Source organism: Zhouia spongiae, assembly GCF_022760175.1.
GTDB lineage: Bacteria > Bacteroidota > Bacteroidia > Flavobacteriales > Flavobacteriaceae > Zhouia > Zhouia spongiae.
On record NZ_CP094326.1, the window covers coordinates 2,091,071 to 2,113,682 of the forward strand.

The window sequence follows — 22,612 nt, forward strand, 5'->3', positions numbered from 1 at the left end:
AACGGATTTCTATTAAAAATAAGAAGGAAATACATAATAACACAAAAAATCCCGTTAATACGGGATTTTTTGTGTTATTGATTGCTCGATTATCGGGATTTAACCCCGATAACGTCGGGGGTTCTCAGGCGCTTGCCTTGTGAAATGTTTCTAGCGGAATTTCAGGGGACTTACATTAAAAAGTGTATTAGTTTTTCTTTTAATGCCTTGCGACCTGCCCCGAGGCGGCTGATAGAAAATTAACCCAGTTCCTTTTCTCTGCGCTTACGTTCGTTCTCATCTAAAAATATCTTCCTTAAGCGGAGAGACTCCGGCGTTACTTCAACATATTCATCTTTTTGGATGTATTCCAAAGCTTCCTCCAGGGAGAATTTAATTGGCGGTGCCAGTTTCACTTTGTCGTCGGCACCGGCAGATCTTACGTTTGATAATTTTTTGGTTTTGGTAACATTCACCACCATATCATCGCCACGGGAGTTCTCACCAATCACTTGCCCGGTATAGATATCTTCACCAGGATGAATAAAGAATTTCCCTCTTTCCTGGAGCTTGTCGAGCGAATAAGGGATAGCGGTTCCTTTTTCCATAGAGATCAGTGAACCGTTAATACGTCCAGGGATTTCGCCTTTAAACGGCTGGAATTCCAAGAAGCGGTGGTTCATAATGGCTTCACCGGCAGTAGCTGTCAATAGTTGATTTCTTAATCCGATAATCCCTCTTGAGGGGATGTTGAATTTAAGGATCATGCGTTCTCCTTTGGGTTCCATGCTTAGCATTTCACCTTTACGTATAGTAACCATTTCTACAGCTTTACCCGATACATTTTCAGGCAGGTCGATGGTGAGCTCTTCAACCGGTTCGCATTTCTGACCGTCAATTTCTTTAAGGATAACCTGCGGCTGTCCGATTTGGAGTTCATATCCTTCACGTCTCATGGTTTCAATAAGTACAGAAAGGTGGAGTACTCCACGGCCGAATACCATAAACTTATCTGCGCTTCCCGTATCTTGAACACGCAGCGCAAGGTTACGTTCCAATTCCTTTTCCAAACGGTCTTTAATATGGCGGGAGGTAACAAACTTCCCTTCTTTACCAAAGAACGGAGAATCGTTGATGGTAAACAACATACTCATTGTCGGTTCGTCAATAGCGATGGTCGGTAAACCTTCCGGATTTTCAAAATCGGCAATGGTATCGCCTATTTCAAATCCTTCAAGGCCTGAAATAGCACAGATATCACCGGCATTTACCTCCTCTACTTTTTTACGCCCCAGACCGTCAAAAATATGTAGTTCTTTAATTTTAGATCTTACTACAGAACCGTCTCTTTTTACCAGGGATACATTCATAGCAGGTTTTAATGACCCTCTTTGTAATCTGCCGATCGCAATTCGTCCGGTATAAGAAGAGAAATCCAAAGAGGTAATAAGCATCTGCAAGGAACCTTCTTCGATTTTAGGAGAAGGAATATGCTCTACTACCATATCCAGTAACGGTTCGATGTTTTCTGTCTGGTTGTTCCAATCGTCACTCATCCAGTTGTTTTTGGCAGAGCCGTAAACAGTTGGGAAATCAAGCTGCCATTCTTCAGCACCTAATTCGAACATCAGGTCGAATACAGCTTCATGTACTTCATCAGGGGTACAGTTCTCTTTATCAACTTTGTTGACCACTACAATCGGTTTCAACCTCATTTCGATAGCCTTCTGAAGTACAAAACGTGTTTGCGGCATAGGGCCTTCAAATGCATCTACTAAAAGTAAAACACCATCGGCCATGTTCAATACACGCTCTACTTCACCACCAAAATCGGCGTGACCAGGAGTGTCAATGATATTGATCTTGGTTCCTTTATAATTTACAGAAACGTTTTTAGAAAGAATCGTAATTCCTCTTTCACGTTCCAGATCGTTATTATCAAGAATGAGTTCTCCCGTTTCCTGATTATCACGGAAAAGTTCGCAGTGATGAAGAATTTTATCAACCAAAGTAGTTTTACCGTGGTCAACGTGTGCAATAATGGCAATGTTTTTAATTGCAGTCATAAATAAACCCTTGTTATAGTTTTAAATTCAGGGTAAAAGCACTAGTATTCTGATTGTTAAAGAGTAGCCTTTGTTTTTAACCCCTTGATTTTAAGGGTGCAAAGGTACGTTTTATTTTTCAAGTTGTTTGGTTTTTGTGAATGATTTTTTTATGTCGGAACAATCTGGTTTTTAGTGTTTAAAGACATTCCGGGAGTGAGCAATGTTAAAGCCGATATTGATTACTGTCTGGTATTGCCGGCTGTTCTTTTGTAATATAGGGTGAGTGTGATTGAAATGGATAAAATATATTTTGTTTCTTCACTGTCGTAAAAGGTAGCGTCCAGGAAAATGCAATCTGCTTTTTTATCTATAGTCACATCTTTTCTATTTGTCAATGCCGGATACAAACAAAACACTTTTGTCAGTTCTGTAACTTTTATTCGACCATCGAGATTTAATCCCGCATCGCTAAAAAGGTATGCTGCCCGTCCTCTCGTGAGCTTGTTCCGAGGTTGTTTACTCAAACTTAATAGACTTTGCAGGCGAAATTTTGGTAATGATGTAAGAAGGCACCAGTAACATTAACAAACACAATACAAGTGTGCCAATATTCAGTGTTATAATATGTATAGGACTGATGTATACGGGGGCTTCGTTTACATAATAATTAGAAGGGTCTAATTTAATAAAGCCAAAATATTTTTGAGCAAGTAACAAACCTAAACCTATCATATTGCCCCATATAATACCAATACCAATGAGGTAAGCGGCATTGTATAAAAAAACCTTCCTGATGTTCCAGTTGTTGCTCCCGATAGCTTTCAGGATGCCGATCATTTGAGTCCGTTCTAAAATAAGGACCAACAGGGCGGTTATCATATTGATGCCTCCAACCAGGATCATAATCCCGATAATAATGGCAATATTAACATCGAATAGTTTTAGCCATTCAAAAATATGATAGTATTTGTCGGCTATGGTTTGCGCATCAAGTGTAGGGGGAAGACTTTCGAATACTTCGATCCCTTTTATTTGCAATTCATTGAAATCGTCTATAAAGACCTCAAAATTTCCAATCTGATCTTCTGTCCATTTGTTCATTCTCTGAACATGTCTCAGGTCGACAAACATATAATTGGCATCGAATTCCTCGAATCCGCTTTCATAAATACCAACGACCTTGAGTTTTAACTGGTTTGGAATTTCCGATTCATTGTCTTTAAGAAAGAAAGTATAAAACGAATCTCCGATATTGAACTTCAGCCGGTTTGCAAGATATTTTGAGATTAAAACCTCTTCATTTCTTTTTCCTGAATAATCGGGAAGTTTACCGTCAATAAGGTATTCTTTGAATATACTCCAGTTATAATCTGCTCCGACACCCTTGGCATTAACGCCTTCAAAAGTTTCGTCGGTTCGTATGATGCCCCATTTAGAAGCTACTGCCTGGATGTGCTTTATTCCGGAAACCGTTTTAAAACCGGGATAAAAATCCTGATGAATGTCTATAGGTGCAACGGAAGCATCAGAGGTGTTATTGTCAAACTTGTAAATTTGAATGTCTCCATTGAACGCTGAAACTTTTTCTCGTATCTTGCGCTGTAAACCGACTCCGGTTGCTATGGCAATCATCATCATAATGAGACCAAGGGCTATTGCTGCAATGGCAATTTTTATGATGGGGCCGGAAACGTTATTCTTGTGAGACTTTCCGGTTATGAGTCGTTTGGCTATAAAATATTCTAAATTCAAAATTTGAAGCAGTTTATGAAATTCAAAAATACATTTTTATTGTTGTTTTTACTGATGATTTCTTGTGGTAATAGTCATGTACTGCAACAAAGTCCGGAAAAAACAAATGAAATCATCGGGGATACTATCTCAGAAAAGCAAAAGAAAATAGTCATTGGAGCGAACAGGACAGAAGTGTATTTACCTAAACTTTTGGGGAAGAATGTTGCTGTTGTTGCCAACCAGACTTCGGTTATTTACAAGTCTGATACGGTTTATACTCATTTGGTTGACTCTCTTTTGCGTTGTGGGGTTCGGGTAACGAAGGTGTTTGCCCCGGAACATGGTTTTAGGGGAAGTGCCGATGCCGGCGAGCATGTTAAAGACGGAAAGGATGCTAAAACGGGATTGCCGCTTATTTCGTTATACGGGTCGAACAAAAAGCCAGCCAAAGCCCAGTTAGAAGATGTCGATATGGTGATTTTTGATATTCAGGATGTGGGAGTTCGCTTTTATACTTATATATCGACAATGCATTATGTAATGGAGGCCTGTGCCGAGAATGATATTCCGGTAATCGTTTTTGACCGCCCCAATCCTAATGGAGGTTATGTCGACGGGCCTACTTTAGAAAAAGAACACAGGAGTTTTCTGGGGATGCACACCATTCCTTTGGTGCATGGAATGACTATCGCAGAATATGCTGCTATGGTAAACGGGGAAGGATGGCTGAAGAACGGAGTTAAGTGTGATCTGGAAACGGTGTTGATGGAGAATTATTCCAGAGATATGGATTATAGCCTGCCGATCAGGCCTTCGCCTAACCTTCCAAACGACCAGTCTATACAGCTATATCCCAGTTTGGGCTTTTTTGAAGGAACGGATGTTAATGCAGGAAGGGGAACAGGATTTCAGTTTCAGCGATACGGGGCTCCGTTTTTAGATAGTGAAGTATTTACCTTTACCTATACACCCGAGCCGAATTTTGGTGCTAAAGATCCGAAGCACAACGGCGAACTTTGTTATGGGGAAGATTTAAGTGATGAACCGTCCCCCAAAAGCGTAAATTTAGAGTGGTTGATAAAAGCCTATAACGGAACTAAGGATAAATTAAAATTCTTTAAATCCAGGTCGTTTACACTCCATGCGGGAACAGAAAAATTGCGGAAACAAATAGAAGCCGGATGGACTGAGAATCAGATAAGGGAAACCTGGCAAGAAGGGATCGAACAGTTTAAAATAATAAGAAAAAAGTATCTTAAATATAATTAATCGAATTTTCCGCCCGTTGGCGGTCTGTATCCTTTAAATGGGAGTTTTAATAATTTGACGATATGGGCATTGGAATCCACATCGGGGTAGCTGTCTACGCCATAGGTAATTTCTTCATTTCTTATTTTGGCAAAAGTGCCGAATAAGCGATCCCAGATCGAGAAAATATTCCCATAATTGGTATCGGTGTAAGGAAGGACATAGTGGTGATGTACTTTATGCATGTCCGGAGATACAATTACCCAGCTTATAATGTCATCCAGCTTTTTGGGCAGCTCTATATTGGCATGATTGAATTGTGAAAAAACAACCGATAGCGATTGGTATAGCATAACGATACCTACAGGAGCGCCCAGTATAAAGACACCAAGGGTTGTAAAAATGAAACGGATTACGCTTTCTCCGGGGTGGTGACGATTCGCAGTGGTTGTGTCTACATGATTGTCTGTATGATGTATAAGGTGAAACATCCATAGCGGTTTTATTTTGTGTTGAACCCAATGAGCCAGATAAGCACCTGTAAAATCCAATAGCAGAACCCCTAAAACAATTGTAGCCCATAGAGGGAACTCCAGCCATTGTAACAGACCGAACTTGCTCTCAACAGTCCAGTCGCTTGTTTTTAGTAAAATAAAGGCCAGAAAAAAATTTATAACAATAGTAGTCAGTGTGAAAAAAATGTTAGGCCAGGCATGTTTGAATTTTTTGTATTTGAATTTAAAAAGTGGATTGGCATATTCCAATAACCAGAAAAACGTAATCCCGCTAACTAAGATCAGGCTTCTGTGAGATGAAGGGATGGTTGAAAAATAGTCTATAATTACTTCCATAGAAGCTAATATAGTCTATTTGAATTACTTAGGCAATCGTTTTTTCATTGCTTCTACTATATTGTATGCTGCAGGGCAGATGGAGGTGTTCTTTAATGTGAGATTGGATATCTGATGAAATTTTTTTCTGTCGGTATGAGGATACTCCCTGCATGCTTTTGGACGTACATCATATATCAGACAATAGTTGTCGGTATCTAAAAAAGTGCATGGCACGCTTTGAAGGACATGGTCGTTGTCTTCATCGATCTGTAAATACTGATCAATAAATTGCTGAGGTTTTAATTTCAGATGTTTGGCAATGCGTTCTATGTCGGCATTTGTAAATAGGGGGCCGGTGGTCTTGCAACAATTGGCGCAGGTCAAACAGTCCGTCCTGTTGAATTCATCATGGTGCAGTTCCTGCATCACCTGATCGAGATTCCTGGGAGGCTTTTTCTTAAGCTTAGAGAAATACTTTTTATTTTCTTTATGCTTATCTTTGGCCAGTTGTGGAAGTTGTTTAAGAAATTCGTCCATTCGCAATATGCCTTTGGCGCAAAAATAATATCTTTTACCGATATCACTTTCCGATTGTTTTAAAATAACCACTATCAATTTATGAAAGATCTTTTTGGGAAAGCCATTCTTGATTACCAATTAGGTAACTATACCGAGGATATAAAAACAGAAACTTCAATTTCTGAGGAAGACGACCTGCCTTTGCCTTATTTGTTCAGGGGGTATGATGAAATGCCCGCAATCGAAAAAAGGGCAATGGATCTTTCAAAGGGGAGGGTGTTAGACGTAGGCTGCGGTGCAGGCAGTCATTCGTTGTACCTTCAAAATGAAAAACATTTAGATGTCTTGTCGATCGATATATCCGAGGGGGCGGTAAAGGCATCAGGGATGCGAGGATTGAAAAATGTTCGTCTCCAGAATGTTATGGAACTGGAGGGAGAGAAGTTCGATACGATTTTATTGCTGATGAATGGAGCGGGCATGTGTGGCCGTTTAAAGAAGATCTCTGCTTTTTTATTGAAGCTGAAGACTTTGTTGAATGAGGGGGGGCAGGTATTAATGGACTCTTCAGATATTGTTTATATGTTTGATCGGGATGACGATGGCGGATATTGGATACCTACCGACATGGATTACTATGGGGAGGTAGATTATTATGTGCGGTATAAAGGAGAAGAAGAACCTCCTATAGACTGGATGTATATCGATTACGATACCCTGGCAAACGCAGCGCAGGCCAATGGTTTTAACAGTGAGCTGATTCTCGAAGGCGATCATTATGATTATCTGGCAAGATTAACGACAGCTTAGTTATTCGTTTGCTTTAAGTACAATTCTGTAGCGGGCTTTTCCGCTTTCTAAATGTTTTAAAGCATCATTTACTTTACGCATCGGGAATTCTTCCGTAATCGGGTATATGTTATGCCTTACACAAAAATCGATCATGGTACGCGATAATGCGGGACTTCCGATCGGGCTTCCGCCAACCGATTTTTCACCCATGATCAGACTAAAAGCCGGAATGGCCATAGGCTCTAAAACGGCACCGACATTATGAAATGTTCCTTTGGGTGCCAGAACCCCTAAATAGGCATTCCAGTCCAGAGTTACGTTTGTGGTGTTTAATATAAAATTCAGGCTTCCTGCAATGCTTTGGAACTCTTCAGGGTTTCTGGAATTGATGACGCGGTGAGCTCCCATGTTTAATATCTCATCCTTTTTGGAAGGATGCGAACTAAAGGCAGTCACGTCACATCCCCAATGGTTTAGAAATTTTACAGCCATATGGCCCAAACCTCCGATACCAATAACACCTACTTTATCGGTAGGTTTTACGTTGGCCAGAAGAATAGGGTTAAAAACTGTGATTCCTCCGCAAAAAAGCGGGCCGGCTTTGCTCATATTGATATTTTCGGGTAGCAGGATGGCTGCAGACCAATGACATTTGACCTTGTCTGCAAATCCTCCGTGCCTGTTTACAATGGTAGATTCTGCAGTATGGCATAAGTGGTGATCGCCGTTTATGCACTGGTAGCAATGCATACAGGCACCGGAAATCCATCCGAGTCCTACAAGGTCACCCTCTTTTAAGTTTTTTACACTTGAGCCGATGGCGGTTATTTCTCCGGTAACTTCATGACCAGGTACAAAGGGATAGGTTGTCATACCCCATTCATTATTTAACATGCTTAAATCGGAATGACAAAGGCCGCAATAATGAACTTTTATCTCTACTTCATCACTATTTAATTCACCCAGTTGGTATTCGAATGGCTCCAGTTTACCACCTGCTGAATGGGCTGCGTAGGCATTTACTACATTCATAATGCTTTTTTGTTTTTAAGATGAATAAAGTTTTGATTATAAGTGTCTTAAAGGTACAAAAAAACAATAAAAGGAATTAGTTTGTTTAAGCGCTGAATCCGCTAAATTATTCTTAAGGGATGTTTAGGTATTTATGGGTCTGCAGAGAGATCTTCCATTTCGGGTTCGTCATTACATAATCGACGATTTCCGGGGTCATTTTTTCTCTCCGGCTCCATTCAGGTTGTAAGTACAATTCGCAGTTGCCGCTTACTTTGGCAGCTTGTTCTTCTGCAAACTGAAAATCGTGTTTATTGTAAATGATGACTTTCAGTTCGTTGGCAGCCTTATAGACCTCCTCTTTTGGAAGTTTCATTTTTTTAGGGGAAAGACAAATCCAATCCCATATTCCCGATAGCGGGTAAGCTCCTGAGGTTTCAATATGAATCCTGAGACCCTTTTCCTTGAGTTTATGAGTTAAAGGGCTCATGTTCCATGTAAGGGGCTCTCCACCCGTAACAACAATCGTGTTCGAGTATCTGGCAGCGTTTTCTGCAATTCCTGAAATCTCTGTGGGAGGATGGGTTTCAGCATTCCAGCTTTCTTTTACATCACACCAATGGCATCCCACATCACAACCGCCCACTCTGATAAAATATGCCGCAGTTCCGGTATGATGACCTTCACCCTGAATAGTGTAGAATTCTTCCATCAGCGGAAGCATCTCACCTTTTTCTACCAACTCCATAATAGCTGTTGTAACCATGGGGCAAAGATAATGATAGTTTATACTTTATGGTTTAAAGACTGTAGTTTATTTCTATACTACATTAAATATAACCAATGCATACAGGGCAAACCTAAGAAATCTCAGGGTTCCGTATAAAGTAACATACCTGAAAGGGAAGTTGATAATTCCGGCAGCAACACAGGTTATGGAAAAAGGAATAGGTAAAAGTGCCCCAACAATAATTAAGAAACCACCCCATTTGGCGGTGTTCTTTAAATGTTTTTGCATTTTCACCTCCATATATCTGTGTACCGAGGGTATTTTTGTAATAGCAACACCTATAAAGTAAGATATTAATCCGCCTATGTATGATAATAAGGCCAGTATGGCCAAAAAGAAAATCGGTTTGACAGACTTTCCTGCCCAGGCTATAAATATTTCAGGGGGAATTAACCCAAGTAAGGATTCAGAAATAAAGAAAATAGTGAAGACTCCCATAGGAGGAAGCGTTTCGGTCATTTCTTTAAAAAAAGCATTAAGATCAAACAAAAAGTAATCTACAGCAAATATGGCGGCAATTACCAGAACGATAGGTAGTGTCGCTTTTTTTACACTTTTCCATACAAAGTCGTAAAACCCCGTATATTGGTAATATTGATGTAATAATTTAGCCTTAGACTTTTTTCTTTTCACGTTTGTTCTCTCCATGCAAAAACTTAAAAGCAATTTTTTGAAAAAATTCAAAATAAGGTAGCAAAGATAATGATAGTTTTTGCAGTACGAAGGCCTTTAACTTTTTATTAGGGAGGTTTAACATAAAAGTAATGCTAGTGCATGGCGGCTATGACTTCGATCTCTATTTTGGCATCAAAGGCTAAACCGGAAGCAGCAAAGGTCGTTCTGGCTGGTTTTTTCGTAAAATAGCTTTTGTAAATTTCGTCAAAAGCCTTAAAGTCGTTAATGTCTCTGAGTATAACAGTGCATTTTACAACCTGGTCGAGCGTAAGGTTGTGTTGTTCAAGTACCTCTTTTATGTTCTCTATAGCTTGTTTTGTCTCTGCTTTTATACCTCCTGATACCAGGGTTCTGTTAGCGTGGTTTATACCTATCTGACCGGACAGAAATAATAATCCGTTAACTTCTACAACATCACTAAAAGAAGCAGTCTGCTTCTCAGGTTCGTGAGATTTATGAAATATAGCTTTCTGAGCAATGGTATTAACTAAGGGGGTTAAAAACAATAAACACAATAAAACAATATTTTTCATAGGGTATCTATTTTCAATCTTGATTAAAATTACCTTATTTTTATGACAAAATAAGATACAGTGAGCAACAATAGTTTTTTTGATCATATAGAAACAGGGTACACGACAAAGGGAGATTATATTACTCTGGGAGCTGCAATGCAGAATGGAGAAACGGTTACCGATGCATTTGTGAAAATTCCGCTTAAAACACTTAACCGACATGGTTTGATAGCAGGGGCTACGGGTACGGGGAAGACCAAAAGCTTACAGGTTTTAGCCGAGAATTTATCCGAGAAAGGGGTTCCGGTTCTCTTAATGGATTTAAAAGGTGATTTAAGTGGGTTAGCCCAGCCAGGTGAAGAGAAAAGCTTTATTACTGAGCGTCATCAGAAGATAGGATTGCCGTATGCTGCAAAAAGTTTTCCTGTTGAAATGTTTACACTTTCGGAGCAAGACGGGGTACGCTTAAGAGCTACGGTTTCAGAGTTTGGTCCTGTCCTGTTGTCCAGAATTTTAGATCTGTCCGAAACACAGCAAGGGATAATGGCGGTGGTTTTTAAATATTGCGACGACCATAAATTACCATTATTGGACTTAAAAGACCTGAAAAAAGTACTCCAGTATGCAACAGGCGAAGGGAGGGAAGAATTTCAGCGGATGTACGGTAGGGTTTCAACAGCATCTACCGGTTCTATTATGCGAAAAATTATTGAGTTGGAACAGCAGGGAGCGGAGCTGTTCTTTGGAGAAAAGTCGTTTGAGGTGAATGATTTATGTCGGATCGATGAAAACGGAAGGGGTTTTATCAATATAGTCAGGCTTACGGATATACAAGACAGGCCGAAGCTTTTCTCTACTTTTATGTTAAGTCTTCTGGCCGAAATATATGATACTTTTCCGGAACAAGGGGATTCCGGCCGGCCGGAACTGGTCTTTTTCATCGATGAGGCGCATTTAATATTTAAAGAAGCATCAGACGCCTTGCTGGATCAGATAGAAAGTATTGTAAAATTAATACGATCGAAGGGTGTAGGGCTCTATTTTGTAACGCAAAACCCGACCGATGTGCCTGAAGCGGTTTTGTCGCAACTGGGACTTAAAGTGCAACATGCTTTACGGGCATTTACTGCTAAAGACAGAAAGGCAATTAAATTAACAGCACAGAATTATCCGGAAACCGAGTTTTACGATACAGAAGAGATTCTTACCGGTCTGGGTATAGGAGAAGCTTTGGTAACTGCCCTTGATGAAAAAGGGAGACCTACGCCTTTGGCGGCAACTATGATGCGAGCGCCTATGAGCAGGATGGATGTTCTGGACGATGCCGAATTAAAAGAGGTGATAGCTGAATCAGACCTTGCTTCAAAATACAATGACATTGTCGATAGGGAAAGTGCTTATGAGTTACTTAATAAAAAAATAGAAGAGGCAACAGAGGAGGAAGCACAACAAAAGGCAAAGGAAGAAGCTGAAAAAAGAAACCGGACTTCAAGAAAGACATCGGGAACTTCCAGAATGAATCCGGTACTAAAAGTGCTTACCAGTGCTACCTTTATTCGCGGAGTTTTTGGTATATTAAATAAGGTTATGAGAAAATAATTATACATACTAATACCTGTAAAAGATGAACATCATCTCTCAGTTGCTCTATATCAGGAGGGCAAAGAACCGTTTGAAAGCTAAAACCGGACAGACTGATTTTACTAACAGGGAACTGGTGGGAGAGGTTAGGGCTCTACAGGTAGAGTTTGCCCATACCGTTAAAGAGGTGCTGTTTATTGTAATCGGTGTTTTTTCTGCGGGATTTGGCTTAAAAGGCTTTTTGCTTCCGAATCAGTTTATTGACGGAGGAGCTACCGGAATATCCCTGTTACTTCAGGTAATCTCTAATTTTTCCCTCGGAGTTTTATTATTAATGGTAAATATTCCTTTTCTGATTCTCGGAGCCAAAACCATTAGTAAAAAGTTTGCCGTAAAAAGCATATTGGCAATAATGGCTCTGGCCATTGTGGTACATTTTGTCCCTTATCCGACCATTACAGATGATAAATTGCTGATAGCGGTATTCGGTGGTTTTTTTCTCGGACTGGGAATAGGTATGGCGATGAGGGGCGGTGGTGTTATAGACGGAACTGAAGTGCTGGCAATTTACCTGAGCAGAAAACTACATCTCACGGTCGGTGATGTGTTATTGATCATAAATATTATTATATTTTCTGTTGGAGCATATTTGTTAACGGTAGAGACAGCGCTTTACGCCATTTTAACATATTTGGCAGCGGCTAAAACCGTCGATTTTGTAGTTGATGGGGTCGAGGAATACATAGGGGTTACGATCGTGTCGGGAAGGAGTGAAGAAATAAGGCTCATGCTTACTCAGAAAATGGGAAGAGCCTGTACGATTTATCACGGAAGGAGAGGATACAGCAAATACGGGGAAGAACGGATCGCCACTGAAATTATATATACAGTTGTTACGAGACTGGAATTGGCCAGGTTGAGTACGGAGATAGATAAAATAGATAAAAAAGCTTTTGTGGTTATGGATATTGTTAAAGATATTAAAGGGGGGATGATCAAGAAAAAACCATTAAAGTAGGTGTTAAAATGAGAAAGAGATATATAGTTCAGAAAGCCCCGTTTGTAGTGCCGACTGAGGACGGAAAGCTTATAGAAGAACATTTTGGAACGGCTTCGAAAGGAGGAGAACAGCTCAGTATAGCACATATGGTTGCGCCGCCGAACTGGAGTGAGCCATTCCAGATACCCGAATTTGATGAATATACCTATATCATCCGGGGTAAAAAACAATTTGTGGTCGATGGTGAAAAGATCGTGCTGGAGGCAGGGCAATCTATTAAAATTGAAAAAAACACTAAAGTCCAGTATTCAAATCCGTTTAATGAGGAATGCGAATATATTGCGATCTGTTTACCGGCTTTTACAATAGAAAAAGTACATCGGGAAGCATTTTAAATTTCTTTGATCTGTTTTTTTAGTTTGATAGAAAGAGAGAATAAATATTGTAACAGGTCTATTACTAAATGGGCCTCTTTAAGCTTGCTTTTTGTTTCTTCATCAATAACTGTGTTTCCGGATAAAATTTCTTCCTGTCTTTTTTGAATAAGCAGGGCATAGCTTGATTTGATCTGGTTGATAGCATCAGTGTGTATGGAATCGTTCTTCTCCGTAATATTGTTTCCTTTTAATAACAGGATGCTTTCATTCAGGGAATTGACAATTTCATCTATATATATATTAAAATCGTTTGAAGCGGAAGTGGTAGGATGATTTTGTATATAAGTTCCTAAGGCTGCCGTAGAAGATAAGAATGTATGCTGTACAACTACTGCCTCATAGAGTTCCATGAAATTTTTTTGTTTTGATTTTGGTTCTTGTGCCATTCGCTGGAAAGCAGCCATTAAATTTCCGATGGCGATAAATGCTTCCTTTCTTGATATGATATAAGGGGTGTTCTTACGGATCTTATGATTGTACAGAGACCTGACTTCTTTCAAATAATAGATGTTGGATTCAATAGATTTGATTAGGAGGTCTTTATGGTAATAAAATTCCCATGCCGGCCAGAGGGTGTAATTGGCTGCAATGGCAAGGCCGGCTCCAAGCATTGTGTCTATGATCCGGTATTGAATGACCTCAAAGGCATCGGGTTGCAATAAAGCGTATATAAAAACGATATTAAGGGTTATAAAGGTGGCGGATGCTTTGTAATTCTGCTGTACAAAAGAAAAAGCCAAAGTCATAGAAACAAGAACGATTGTAATGTAGAGAAATAGGTTTTGGGTCGTTAAAATAATAGCCGTGGCAATCAAACCGCCAATAAGTGTGCCGATGATACGTTCTTTGGATCTTTCTTTGGTAAGTCCGTAATTCGGGCGCATGATAACAATAATGGTCAGGATGATCCAATATGCATTTTGTATCGAGAAGAAACTTCCTATGAGGAAACCGGCCAGAACGGTTATAGACAGTCTCAAGGAGTGCTTGAAGATAGGAGATTTAAAAGAAAGGTTTTCTCTTAAGATATTAATGCTGTAATCTTGTACGGTAATGAGTTTTTTGTTGGGCGATTTTTGTTCCCTTTCGACAAGGTTGTAGGATTTTTTTAAAACCCTTTTTATGTTTTGTACTTTTTCTACCTGTTGTTCGATATAATCATAAAGATGTCTTAGTAGTAGTATCTTATTTCGGTTTTGTTCGATATCTACTGAAGCCTTGTAGTTTTCTATGCATGAAAATGCCTTTGAAAGAAGTAGCTCGATATCTACCTCTTCGATATGGTGGTTCTTTTTTGAGATTTTGTAAGACAGTGCCCTTAGTTCAATGGCAATGTTTTCAGAGACTGCGGCAAAACTTGTAATGATATTTTTGTTGTCTTTTTTAAAAGTATTGTCTATGGTCTTGTAATTCATAGGGTTGGCGATAGCCAGTTCTAACATGTCTACAAGTTCGATGAATACCAATAGCTGTCTTTTGATAAAGTTGGTTGAGCCCGATTTTATTCTGGCATTGAGTAAAACAGACCTGATGAGCTCGTGCTTTTCGTTCAGTTCGGTCTGGAGCTGAAATAATTCTTTTAGAAGTTCATCCCTTTCGGTTTCTTCAACCAGGATGAGCCTGGCTCTGGTGTCCAGATATCCGGCTGTAAGGCTCATTATTTCAGAAAGGAGTTGCAGGCTAAATTGCGTGGGGTTTAAGAAAGAATAGAGTGTAGATAATCCTAAATACCAGAGTCCCCCGAGAGCTGTAAAACCGGCATGTATAAAGATATCGTTGCCGGTCCGTAAATGAGCCATGCTGATAGAAATGGCCAATAATCCGGATAAGGAGACTAATGAGGCCCTGAAGCCGTATACGGAAATATATGCATACGAAAATACTAGAATGGCAAGTGTCGGGATAATGAGGTATAGATGGTGATAGGTAAGGTTAATAAGGATAATATTGATAACTGCGGCAAGAATAGCTATTAAAATACCGTAAAACCGATGTTTTTTATTCCCGGGAATATCCGGAACTGAAGCGAGTAGGACGCCAAAGGCCAGTGAGGTTCCTATGTCAGTTTTACCGCCCAGATAGCTTGCCAGAACAGCAATAATGGCAGAGAGTGTAATCAATACACCTTTGGCAAAGTGATAGCTTTTAAAAAACTGCGCTGTTTTATTTAGCATATTTCATTTGTTGAAGGGCAAAGTTAAAACACTTTATGTTGAAAATCTTTATGTGTAAGGGGCAAAGTTAAAGTTATATCTGCATGGCTTGTAAGATAACAGAAACAAATTTAACTTTGACAAAGTGTTAGGAAAAGACATTATATTTACGTTATTATAAAGGGATGTGGTTTTTCAGCAATTAAATGAACAACTATCTGTTACCGGGCGAACACATAAAAACTAACAATGATTTTAATAAAAGGGATGAAGAAAATTTATTTACTCTTTCTGGTTTTGGCCATGACTGCGTCGTGTACTAAAAAGAAAAAAGCAGATCTTTTAGTTGTCAATGCTAATATATATACAGTAGATTCTGTTTTTAGTAAAGCAGCGGCAATGGCTGTTAAAGACGGTAAGATACAGGCTGTGGGAAAATCTGAAGAACTTATCGAAAAGTATGAGGGTAAAAGGGTTCTGGATGCTAAAGGAAAAACGATTTTACCGGGATTAGTAGATGCGCATTGTCATTTTTTCGGACTGGGTCTCAATCAGCAGAAAGTAGATTTATTAGATACTAAAAGTTATGATGAAGTTTTACAAAGGGTTGTGGCGTTTCAAAATGATAAGAAAAAAAGTTTTGTGTTCGGTCGCGGTTGGGATCAGAACGACTGGGAGGTGAAGGAGTTTCCTGTAAAAGATAAGTTAGATGAATTGTTTCCTGATATCCCTGTCGTATTGCAACGTATCGATGGTCATGCTTATTTAGTAAATCAAAAGGCATTGGATCTGGCAGGCATAACAAAAGACACGAAGGCTTCCCGAGGTGAAATTGTGATGGAAAACGGAGAGTTAACCGGACTGCTGATAGACAATCCAATGGCTATGATAGATGCTGTTGTGCCGGATCTTAGCAGGGAAGAGCAGGCAAATGCATTGCTCGAGGCCCAGGAGATATGTTTTGGCTTCGGATTGACAACGGTTAGTGATGCTGGACTTGACAGGGAAGTGATTGAGCTGATTGATAGTTTACAACAAAGCGGAGACCTTAAAATGAGAGTTTATGCGATGGTGAGCAACTCTGAAGAAAACCTGGATTATTATTTGGCGAAAGGAATCGTAAAAACAGATCGGTTAAATGTGAGGTCTTTTAAAGTCTATGGCGACGGAGCCCTGGGTTCCAGAGGAGCGGCTTTAAAAGAAGAGTATTCAGACAAACACCATCATTTTGGGGCGCTGGTGACCTCTGTGGAGGATGTCTATGATATAGCCGACAGAATTGCTGCTTCCGAGTATCAGATGAATACACATGCTATTGGCGATTCTGCAAATGCAATAGTGTTAAAGGCTTATAATAGCGCTTTGGAAGGAAAGCCTGACAGACGATGGCGTATTGAGCATGCCCAGGTAATTGATGGTAAAGACCTGGATTATTTCAGTCAGGGAATTATACCTTCAGTACAGCCAACCCATGCAACTAGTGATATGTATTGGGCTGAAGATAGGCTGGGCGCAGATCGTATAGAAGGTGCATATGCGTATAAAACATTGTTAGACAAATCCGGTATCATTGCATTGGGAACCGATTTTCCGGTTGAAAAAGTAAGTCCTTTTTTAACATTCTATGCGGCTGTAGCCAGAAAAGACCTGGATGGTTATCCGAAGAATGGATTTCAGACCAAAGATGCACTAACCAGAGAAGAGGTTTTGAAGGGGATGACTATTTGGGCTGCTTTTGCAAACTTTGAAGAGAAAGAAAAAGGGAGCCTGGAGCCGGGTAAATGGGCCGACTTTATAGTTTTAGACAAGGATGTAATGAAGGTACCTATCAACGAGGTTCCTGATATCAATGTAGAACATACTTATTCTGCGGGCGAGTTGATGTCTGAAAAAAATAATTAGAGAAGGCGGGAAGATTGTCAGGATATGCTGATTGTTCTCAATTTGCATATCCTGACAATGCCTGAAATTATGCTAAAGGGTGAACGGAATTTTAACTCTGGTAGTGTCCCAACCTAGAACCATATCGATTTTCTCCTCGCTATCTTGCTTGAAAGCTATGGAAAAAGCTTCTAAAGATTCATTGCCGGAACTCACCGGAACTTTGATTCTGACTACATCATTCTCTTCTTTATATGAATAAGCGCCCCATACATCGGTATCGCTGTTAAGGATGATGGTCCATTCGGATGAGCCGGGGATGGTAAAAAGGGTATAGGTACCCGCTTTTATTTCTTTATCTCCGAACATCATATCTTGGTATAGTCTTATTTCAGTCGCCTCGTTGGCACCGGTACGCCATACTTTGTCGTAAGGAACCAGGCTTCCGAAAACAGCTCTCCCTTTTTTAAGAGGCCGTGAATAAATTACTTTAATGCTGGGTGGAGCATTGCGATCGGTTTTGTAATACGCTATGTCGGCAACACTTTTGTCGATCCCGCTGAATTTTTGTGCGTTTGTGTCGTTGAAAGCCAGAAATGTAGTGGCCAATGTCAGTACAAAGATTAGTTTTTTCATTTGTTATTCGATTTATTTTAGATCATAAAGTTAATTAGTTAATCTGTAATCTGTATAGATGGTTTTAGTTAATGTTTGTATAAAAAGCATACTTACAATTTATAACGTTCTTTCAGATGTAATAATGTTTTTTATTTCATTTATGTTAATATTTGGTTTTATTAGTTGTTTTTTGAAATCAAAAAAAGTAATTTAGTTTTTAAATTGAAATCATAATATAATATTTGCCTTGAAATTATTAAGAACTAAAAACAATATTGATATGTGTGGAATTGTTTGTGCATTTGATTTGAAGGAAAAGGCAGACGTATTAAGACTTCAGTTGCTCGAAATGAGTAAAAAGTTACGTCACAGAGGTCCGGATTGGAGCGGGATATTCAGCAATGAAAAAGCTATCATGGCGCATGAGCGTCTGGCTATTGTAGATCCGGCATCAGGAGGCCAGCCCCTTTTTAGCGAAGATCAAAAATTTGTTCTGGCAGCGAATGGAGAAATATATAACCATCGGGAACTTCGCAAGCAATTTGAAGGTGCATATAATTTTCAGACACAGTCGGACTGTGAGGTTATTTTAGCCTTATACCGGAAAAAAGGTGTTGATTTTGTAGATGATATGAACGGTATTTTTGGTTTTGCACTGTATGACGTAGATAAAGACGAGTATTTTGTAGCCAGAGATCATATGGGGATTATTCCGCTATATATAGGTTGGGATCAGCACGGTACTTTTTATGTTGCTTCTGAGTTAAAAGCTTTAGAGGGGGTTTGTACCAAGATCGAAATATTTCCTCCGGGTCACTATCTGCATAGTCGGGATGGAGAATTAAAAAAATGGTATGTACGGGACTGGTCGGAATACGAAACTGTAAAAGAGGCAGAAACCAGTATCGCTACCATACGACAGGCTTTGGAAGATGCCGTTCACAGGCAGTTAATGAGTGATGTGCCTTACGGTGTATTATTATCAGGAGGTTTAGATTCTTCTGTAACTTCGGCCATAGCCAAAAAATATGCCGAAAAAAGGATAGAGACAGATGATGCCGATCAGGCATGGTGGCCGAGGTTGCACTCTTTTTCTGTGGGGCTTGAAGGTTCGCCCGATTTGGCTGCGGCGAGAAAAGTGGCAGACCATATAGGTACCGTACACCATGAAATAAAATTTACAATCCAGGAAGGTTTAGATGCCATTAAAGACGTTATTTATCATTTGGAAACATATGATATTACTACAGTAAGAGCTTCAACGCCGATGTATTTAATGGCGAGGGTTATAAAATCAATGGGGATCAAAATGGTACTTTCGGGAGAAGGGGCCGATGAATTGTTCGGGGGGTATTTGTATTTTCACAAAGCACCGACGGCGAAAGATTTTCACGATGAAACCGTTCGTAAGTTAGATAAGCTTTACCAGTACGATTGCTTAAGAGCGAACAAGTCGTTGGCAGCCTGGGGTATTGAAGGGCGCGTACCTTTCTTGGATAAAGAGTTTATAGATGTGGCAATGCGTATCAATCCGCAAGATAAGATGATAAACGGAGAGCGTATGGAAAAATGGGTGATACGTAAGGCTTTTGAGTCATATATTCCGGAAAGTGTCGCATGGAGGCAAAAAGAGCAGTTCTCTGATGGGGTAGGTTATAGCTGGATAGATACACTAAAAGAAGTGGTTGATGCCGAAGTGAGTGATGAGCAGCTTGAAAATGCAAAATTCAGATTTCCTGTTCAAACCCCCAGAACTAAGGAAGAGTATTATTATCGTTCCATATTTGCAGAGCATTTCCCTTCAGATGCCGCAGCTTTAACAGTGCCTTCAGTGCCCTCAGTAGCCTGTAGTACGCCTATTGCGCTGGAGTGGGATGAAGCTTTTAAAAATATGAATGAGCCGTCGGGAAGGGCTATCAGCAATGTGCATACCGATGCTTATGTAGGTTAAGTTTTTAGTGTCTGATATAGTTTTTTAGGCGCCGCATTTTTGTGGCGCTTTTTTGTTGAGTTTTCACAAGGTTTTGTTAATAACTTGAAAGGTTTTATGTTTTTCATAACCTTGTTTTCTTCTATAGTTTGTTATATTTGTCTGTTGCGCAAAATGTTTAAAAAACAGCGAATTTATGAGTGAAGAAGTAACTAAAAAACAGTATTCGGCCGATAGTATACAAGCATTAGAGGGGATAGAACACGTACGTATGCGTCCTTCAATGTATATTGGTGATGTTGGTCCCCGCGGATTGCATCATTTGGTATATGAGGTTGTCGATAACTCGATAGATGAGGCATTGGCCGGACATTGTGATACGATTAAGGTAGCTATAAATGAAGATAACTCCATAACCGTAGAAGATAATGGTCGTGGTATCCCGGTTGATATTCATAAAAAAGAAGGTGTCTCTGCTCTTGAGGTTGTAATGACCAAAATAGGTGCGGGAGGTAAGTTTGACAAAGATTCGTATAAAGTTTCAGGAGGTTTGCACGGGGTTGGAGTATCGTGTGTGAATGCATTGTCTGATCATTTAAAAGCGACCGTATATCGCGATGGAAAGATTTGGGAGCAGGAGTACGAAAGGGGTAAATCCTTATATCCTGTTAAATCTGTTGGAGAAACGGATCTAAGAGGAACTGTGGTAACGTTTAAACCGGACGGAACAATTTTCCAGCAGACATTAGAATATAATTATGATACCCTGGCTTCCCGTATGCGCGAACTCGCATTCCTGAATAAAGGGATTAAGATAACCCTGACGGATAAACGCCATAAGAATGATAAAGGAGCGTATGAAGGAGAAGAGTTCCATTCGGAAGAAGGGCTGAAAGAGTTTATAAAATACTTAGACGGAAACCGTGAGCCTATTATTGCCGATGTGGTTTCTATGGAAGGAGAAAAGAATGGCATACCTGTTGAGGTGGCTATGGTATATAACTCATCTTTCAGCGAAAACCTGCATTCCTATGTGAATAATATTAATACGCATGAAGGGGGAACTCACCTTTCAGGTTTTAGAAGAGGGTTAACGACTACCTTGAAAAAATATGCAGATAATTCAGGGATGCTCGATAAGCTAAAGTTTGAAATTTCCGGAGATGATTTCCGTGAGGGACTGACGGCTATTGTTTCTGTAAAAGTAGCTGAACCCCAGTTTGAAGGTCAAACCAAGACAAAGTTAGGTAACAGGGAAGTAACTTCGGCTGTATCTCAGGCAGTATCTGAAATGTTGGAGAATTACCTCGAAGAGCATCCGAATGATGCTAAAACCATTGTGCAGAAAGTGATTTTGGCCGCTCAGGCCCGCCATGCGGCTCGAAAAGCCCGTGAAATGGTACAGCGTAAGACTGTGATGAGTGGTGGCGGCCTTCCGGGGAAATTATCTGACTGCTCAGAGCAGGACCCGGAAAGGTGCGAGATATTCCTGGTCGAGGGAGACTCGGCAGGGGGTACCGCCAAGCAGGGACGTGATAGAAATTTTCAGGCCATTTTACCATTAAGAGGTAAAATCCTGAATGTTGAAAAAGCGATGCACCATAAGGTTTTTGAAAATGAAGAGATCAAAAATATCTTTACAGCTCTGGGTGTTACTATCGGAACGGAAGAAGATAGTAAGGCGCTTAATCTGGAGAAATTACGTTACCATAAAGTTGTCATTATGTGTGATGCCGATGTCGATGGTTCTCACATTGCCACACTTATTCTGACTTTCTTTTTTAGGTATATGAAAGAACTTATAGAAAATGGTCACGTTTATATAGCTACTCCTCCGTTGTATTTAGTGAAAAAAGGAGCTAAGAAAGAGTATGCGTGGAATGACAAAGAGCGGGATGCACTTGCGGAACAGTTTGGAGGTTCGGTAAACGTTCAGCGATACAAAGGTCTTGGAGAGATGAACGCTGAGCAGTTGTGGGATACGACGATGAATCCTGATTTTAGGACTTTACGTCAGGTGACAATTGATAATGGTTCGGAAGCCGATAGGATTTTCTCAATGTTAATGGGAGATGAGGTACCGCCACGAAGAGAATTTATAGAAAAGAATGCAGCTTATGCGAATATAGATGCATAAGAAAAGCGAATAATAAAAAAGGGATGTTCTGAAACATCCCTTTTTTTATGTTTTAGAATTTCAATCCTAAACCGATCCCTATAATGAAAGGATTTATGTCTACATCTGCATTTACGGTAGCCCTGAGAGCATCGGTTGCGTTCACTGTAGCATCAGTTTGAAGCCGTATATGCTTAATGTCAAAATTAAGGAACCATTTATTGTTTAAGGCGTAATCAATACCTCCCTGAAAAGCAAGTCCTAATGAATTGTCGTACGATACGTCATTTGCCACCGGTCCGTTGTCTGCTCCGTAGAAAATAGTATAATTTACCCCGGCACCGAGATAAGGTTTGGCTTTTCCGCCTGTAAAATGGTATTGAAAAGTTAAGGTAGGCGGGAGTAGCCATACATCACCCAGATCGATATTTCCGACAGAAGTGTTTTTTGCTTCAACATCGTGGTTTGTTGTCCCCAGAATAAGCTCTGCTGCCCAATTCTCTGTAATAAAATAAGTAAAATCAAGTTCAGGGACGTATGAGCTGGAAATGGACACATCTCCGCCAATAGCTTCAATATTTGCACTTTCATTCGGGGTGACTGAAATAAAACGAAGCCTCATCTGCCATTTGCTGTAATCTTTAGATGAGGTGTTTTGAGCAAATAGCTTCATTGAACCTAGAACCAAAAAGGATATAAAAAGGATTTTTCTCATGATTATGATTTTGAAATTTTGGCTAAAGTAAACGGAC

Annotated in this window: 20 protein-coding genes; 8 read left to right on the top strand and 12 right to left on the bottom strand. The window is 39.9% G+C overall.

From position 1 onward, the window contains the following. Nucleotides 1-239 precede the first annotated feature (239 nt). The 3 genes from typA to MQE36_RS09135 form a co-directional block, all read right to left on the bottom strand. Complete coding sequence (gene typA / locus MQE36_RS09125) at nucleotides 240-2,045, bottom strand: translational GTPase TypA (protein ID WP_242935673.1); 1,806 nt, start codon at nucleotides 2,043-2,045, stop codon at nucleotides 240-242. 221 nt (nucleotides 2,046-2,266) lie between these two features. Further along, a complete protein-coding gene (locus MQE36_RS09130; RefSeq protein WP_242935674.1) occupies nucleotides 2,267-2,551 on the bottom strand; it encodes a hypothetical protein in 285 nt (94 codons plus the stop codon). Then, entirely contained in the window at nucleotides 2,544-3,779 is a 1,236-nt protein-coding gene (locus MQE36_RS09135; protein ID WP_242935675.1) for an ABC transporter permease, read from the bottom strand. The genes MQE36_RS09130 and MQE36_RS09135 overlap by 8 nt, the downstream gene beginning before the upstream one ends. Nucleotides 3,780-3,794: 15 nt before the next feature. On the opposite strand from MQE36_RS09135, the gene MQE36_RS09140 reads away from it, so the two are divergent. After that, nucleotides 3,795-5,030 (top strand): exo-beta-N-acetylmuramidase NamZ family protein, encoded by a 1,236-nt coding sequence (locus MQE36_RS09140; protein ID WP_242935676.1) that lies wholly within the window; start codon nucleotides 3,795-3,797, stop codon nucleotides 5,028-5,030. Here MQE36_RS09140 and MQE36_RS09145 read toward each other — a convergent pair. Together MQE36_RS09145 and MQE36_RS09150 are read right to left on the bottom strand one after the other, a co-directional pair. Continuing rightward, entirely contained in the window at nucleotides 5,027-5,860 is an 834-nt protein-coding gene (locus MQE36_RS09145) for a sterol desaturase family protein (protein ID WP_242935677.1), read from the bottom strand. The genes MQE36_RS09140 and MQE36_RS09145 overlap by 4 nt on opposite strands. Nucleotides 5,861-5,884: 24 nt before the next feature. Then, nucleotides 5,885-6,379 (bottom strand): YkgJ family cysteine cluster protein, encoded by a 495-nt coding sequence (locus MQE36_RS09150; protein WP_242935678.1) that lies wholly within the window; start codon nucleotides 6,377-6,379, stop codon nucleotides 5,885-5,887. Nucleotides 6,380-6,460: 81 nt separating this feature from the next. On the opposite strand from MQE36_RS09150, the gene MQE36_RS09155 reads away from it, so the two are divergent. After that, nucleotides 6,461-7,171, top strand: coding sequence for a class I SAM-dependent methyltransferase (locus MQE36_RS09155; protein WP_242935679.1), 711 nt, complete (start codon nucleotides 6,461-6,463; stop codon nucleotides 7,169-7,171). Here MQE36_RS09155 and ahr read toward each other — a convergent pair whose 3' ends face one another. The 4 genes from ahr to MQE36_RS09175 all read right to left on the bottom strand — a co-directional run bounded on the left by ahr (nucleotide 7,172) and on the right by MQE36_RS09175 (nucleotide 10,162). Next, nucleotides 7,172-8,185, bottom strand: coding sequence for an NADPH-dependent aldehyde reductase Ahr (gene ahr, locus MQE36_RS09160; RefSeq protein ID WP_242935680.1), 1,014 nt, complete (start codon nucleotides 8,183-8,185; stop codon nucleotides 7,172-7,174). A 112-nt stretch (nucleotides 8,186-8,297) separates the two neighbouring features. After that, complete coding sequence (locus tag MQE36_RS09165) at nucleotides 8,298-8,912, bottom strand: 7-carboxy-7-deazaguanine synthase QueE (RefSeq protein ID WP_242935681.1); 615 nt, start codon at nucleotides 8,910-8,912, stop codon at nucleotides 8,298-8,300. Nucleotides 8,913-8,984: 72 nt separating this feature from the next. Beyond that, on the bottom strand, nucleotides 8,985-9,602 hold the full coding sequence (locus tag MQE36_RS09170) for a YqaA family protein (protein WP_242935682.1): 618 nt from the start codon (nucleotides 9,600-9,602) through the stop codon (nucleotides 8,985-8,987). Between the two features lie 119 nt (nucleotides 9,603-9,721). Continuing rightward, entirely contained in the window at nucleotides 9,722-10,162 is a 441-nt protein-coding gene (locus MQE36_RS09175) for a RidA family protein (protein WP_242935683.1), read from the bottom strand. A gap of 60 nt (nucleotides 10,163-10,222) precedes the next feature. Here MQE36_RS09175 and MQE36_RS09180 point away from each other — a divergent pair, with 60 nt between their 5' ends. Genes MQE36_RS09180 through MQE36_RS09190 form a run of 3 tightly spaced genes read left to right on the top strand, consistent with a single transcriptional unit; the run spans nucleotide 10,223 to nucleotide 13,120 of the window. Beyond that, nucleotides 10,223-11,743, top strand: a complete 1,521-nt coding sequence (locus tag MQE36_RS09180) for a helicase HerA-like domain-containing protein (protein WP_242935684.1) — start codon at nucleotides 10,223-10,225, stop codon at nucleotides 11,741-11,743. A gap of 25 nt (nucleotides 11,744-11,768) precedes the next feature. Continuing rightward, nucleotides 11,769-12,743 (top strand): YitT family protein, encoded by a 975-nt coding sequence (locus tag MQE36_RS09185; RefSeq protein WP_242935685.1) that lies wholly within the window; start codon nucleotides 11,769-11,771, stop codon nucleotides 12,741-12,743. Nucleotides 12,744-12,751: 8 nt separating this feature from the next. Beyond that, nucleotides 12,752-13,120, top strand: a complete 369-nt coding sequence (locus tag MQE36_RS09190) for a cupin domain-containing protein (RefSeq protein WP_242935686.1) — start codon at nucleotides 12,752-12,754, stop codon at nucleotides 13,118-13,120. On the opposite strand, the gene MQE36_RS09195 is transcribed toward MQE36_RS09190, so the two are convergent. Beyond that, nucleotides 13,117-15,336, bottom strand: a complete 2,220-nt coding sequence (locus MQE36_RS09195) for an FUSC family protein (protein ID WP_242935687.1) — start codon at nucleotides 15,334-15,336, stop codon at nucleotides 13,117-13,119. The genes MQE36_RS09190 and MQE36_RS09195 overlap by 4 nt on opposite strands. Before the next feature lie 246 nt (nucleotides 15,337-15,582). On the opposite strand from MQE36_RS09195, the gene MQE36_RS09200 reads away from it, so the two are divergent. Beyond that, nucleotides 15,583-17,217, top strand: a complete 1,635-nt coding sequence (locus tag MQE36_RS09200) for an amidohydrolase (RefSeq protein ID WP_242938833.1) — start codon at nucleotides 15,583-15,585, stop codon at nucleotides 17,215-17,217. Nucleotides 17,218-17,289: 72 nt separating this feature from the next. Here MQE36_RS09200 and MQE36_RS09205 read toward each other — a convergent pair whose 3' ends face one another. After that, entirely contained in the window at nucleotides 17,290-17,832 is a 543-nt protein-coding gene (locus tag MQE36_RS09205; RefSeq protein WP_242935688.1) for a DUF2911 domain-containing protein, read from the bottom strand. A 262-nt stretch (nucleotides 17,833-18,094) separates the two neighbouring features. Between MQE36_RS09205 and asnB the strand changes: the two genes are divergently transcribed. Both asnB and gyrB read left to right on the top strand, forming a co-directional pair. After that, complete coding sequence (gene asnB / locus MQE36_RS09210) at nucleotides 18,095-19,765, top strand: asparagine synthase B (RefSeq protein ID WP_242935689.1); 1,671 nt, start codon at nucleotides 18,095-18,097, stop codon at nucleotides 19,763-19,765. A gap of 175 nt (nucleotides 19,766-19,940) precedes the next feature. Next, nucleotides 19,941-21,881 (top strand): DNA topoisomerase (ATP-hydrolyzing) subunit B, encoded by a 1,941-nt coding sequence (gene gyrB / locus MQE36_RS09215; RefSeq protein ID WP_242935690.1) that lies wholly within the window; start codon nucleotides 19,941-19,943, stop codon nucleotides 21,879-21,881. 52 nt (nucleotides 21,882-21,933) lie between these two features. Here the strand turns inward: gyrB and MQE36_RS09220 are convergent, their stop codons facing one another. Continuing rightward, nucleotides 21,934-22,575, bottom strand: coding sequence for an OmpW/AlkL family protein (locus tag MQE36_RS09220; RefSeq protein ID WP_242935691.1), 642 nt, complete (start codon nucleotides 22,573-22,575; stop codon nucleotides 21,934-21,936). Nucleotides 22,576-22,612 lie beyond the last annotated feature (37 nt).

Bases quoted from the DNA above. Each gene is read 5' to 3' on its own strand.
- typA (WP_242935673.1), bottom strand. From the start codon at position 2,045: ATGACTGCAATTAAAAACATTGCCATTATTGCACACGTTGACCACGGT.
- MQE36_RS09140 (WP_242935676.1), top strand. From the start codon at position 3,795: ATGAAATTCAAAAATACATTTTTATTGTTGTTTTTACTGATGATTTCT.
- MQE36_RS09145 (WP_242935677.1), bottom strand. From the start codon at position 5,860: ATGGAAGTAATTATAGACTATTTTTCAACCATCCCTTCATCTCACAGA.
- MQE36_RS09150 (WP_242935678.1), bottom strand. From the start codon at position 6,379: ATGGACGAATTTCTTAAACAACTTCCACAACTGGCCAAAGATAAGCAT.
- MQE36_RS09155 (WP_242935679.1), top strand. From the start codon at position 6,461: ATGAAAGATCTTTTTGGGAAAGCCATTCTTGATTACCAATTAGGTAAC.
- ahr (WP_242935680.1), bottom strand. From the start codon at position 8,185: ATGAATGTAGTAAATGCCTACGCAGCCCATTCAGCAGGTGGTAAACTG.
- MQE36_RS09165 (WP_242935681.1), bottom strand. From the start codon at position 8,912: ATGGAGTTGGTAGAAAAAGGTGAGATGCTTCCGCTGATGGAAGAATTC.
- MQE36_RS09170 (WP_242935682.1), bottom strand. From the start codon at position 9,602: ATGGAGAGAACAAACGTGAAAAGAAAAAAGTCTAAGGCTAAATTATTA.
- MQE36_RS09175 (WP_242935683.1), bottom strand. From the start codon at position 10,162: ATGAAAAATATTGTTTTATTGTGTTTATTGTTTTTAACCCCCTTAGTT.
- MQE36_RS09185 (WP_242935685.1), top strand. From the start codon at position 11,769: ATGAACATCATCTCTCAGTTGCTCTATATCAGGAGGGCAAAGAACCGT.
- MQE36_RS09190 (WP_242935686.1), top strand. From the start codon at position 12,752: ATGAGAAAGAGATATATAGTTCAGAAAGCCCCGTTTGTAGTGCCGACT.
- MQE36_RS09195 (WP_242935687.1), bottom strand. From the start codon at position 15,336: ATGCTAAATAAAACAGCGCAGTTTTTTAAAAGCTATCACTTTGCCAAA.
- MQE36_RS09200 (WP_242938833.1), top strand. From the start codon at position 15,583: ATGAAGAAAATTTATTTACTCTTTCTGGTTTTGGCCATGACTGCGTCG.
- MQE36_RS09205 (WP_242935688.1), bottom strand. From the start codon at position 17,832: ATGAAAAAACTAATCTTTGTACTGACATTGGCCACTACATTTCTGGCT.
- asnB (WP_242935689.1), top strand. From the start codon at position 18,095: ATGTGTGGAATTGTTTGTGCATTTGATTTGAAGGAAAAGGCAGACGTA.
- gyrB (WP_242935690.1), top strand. From the start codon at position 19,941: ATGAGTGAAGAAGTAACTAAAAAACAGTATTCGGCCGATAGTATACAA.
- MQE36_RS09220 (WP_242935691.1), bottom strand. From the start codon at position 22,575: ATGAGAAAAATCCTTTTTATATCCTTTTTGGTTCTAGGTTCAATGAAG.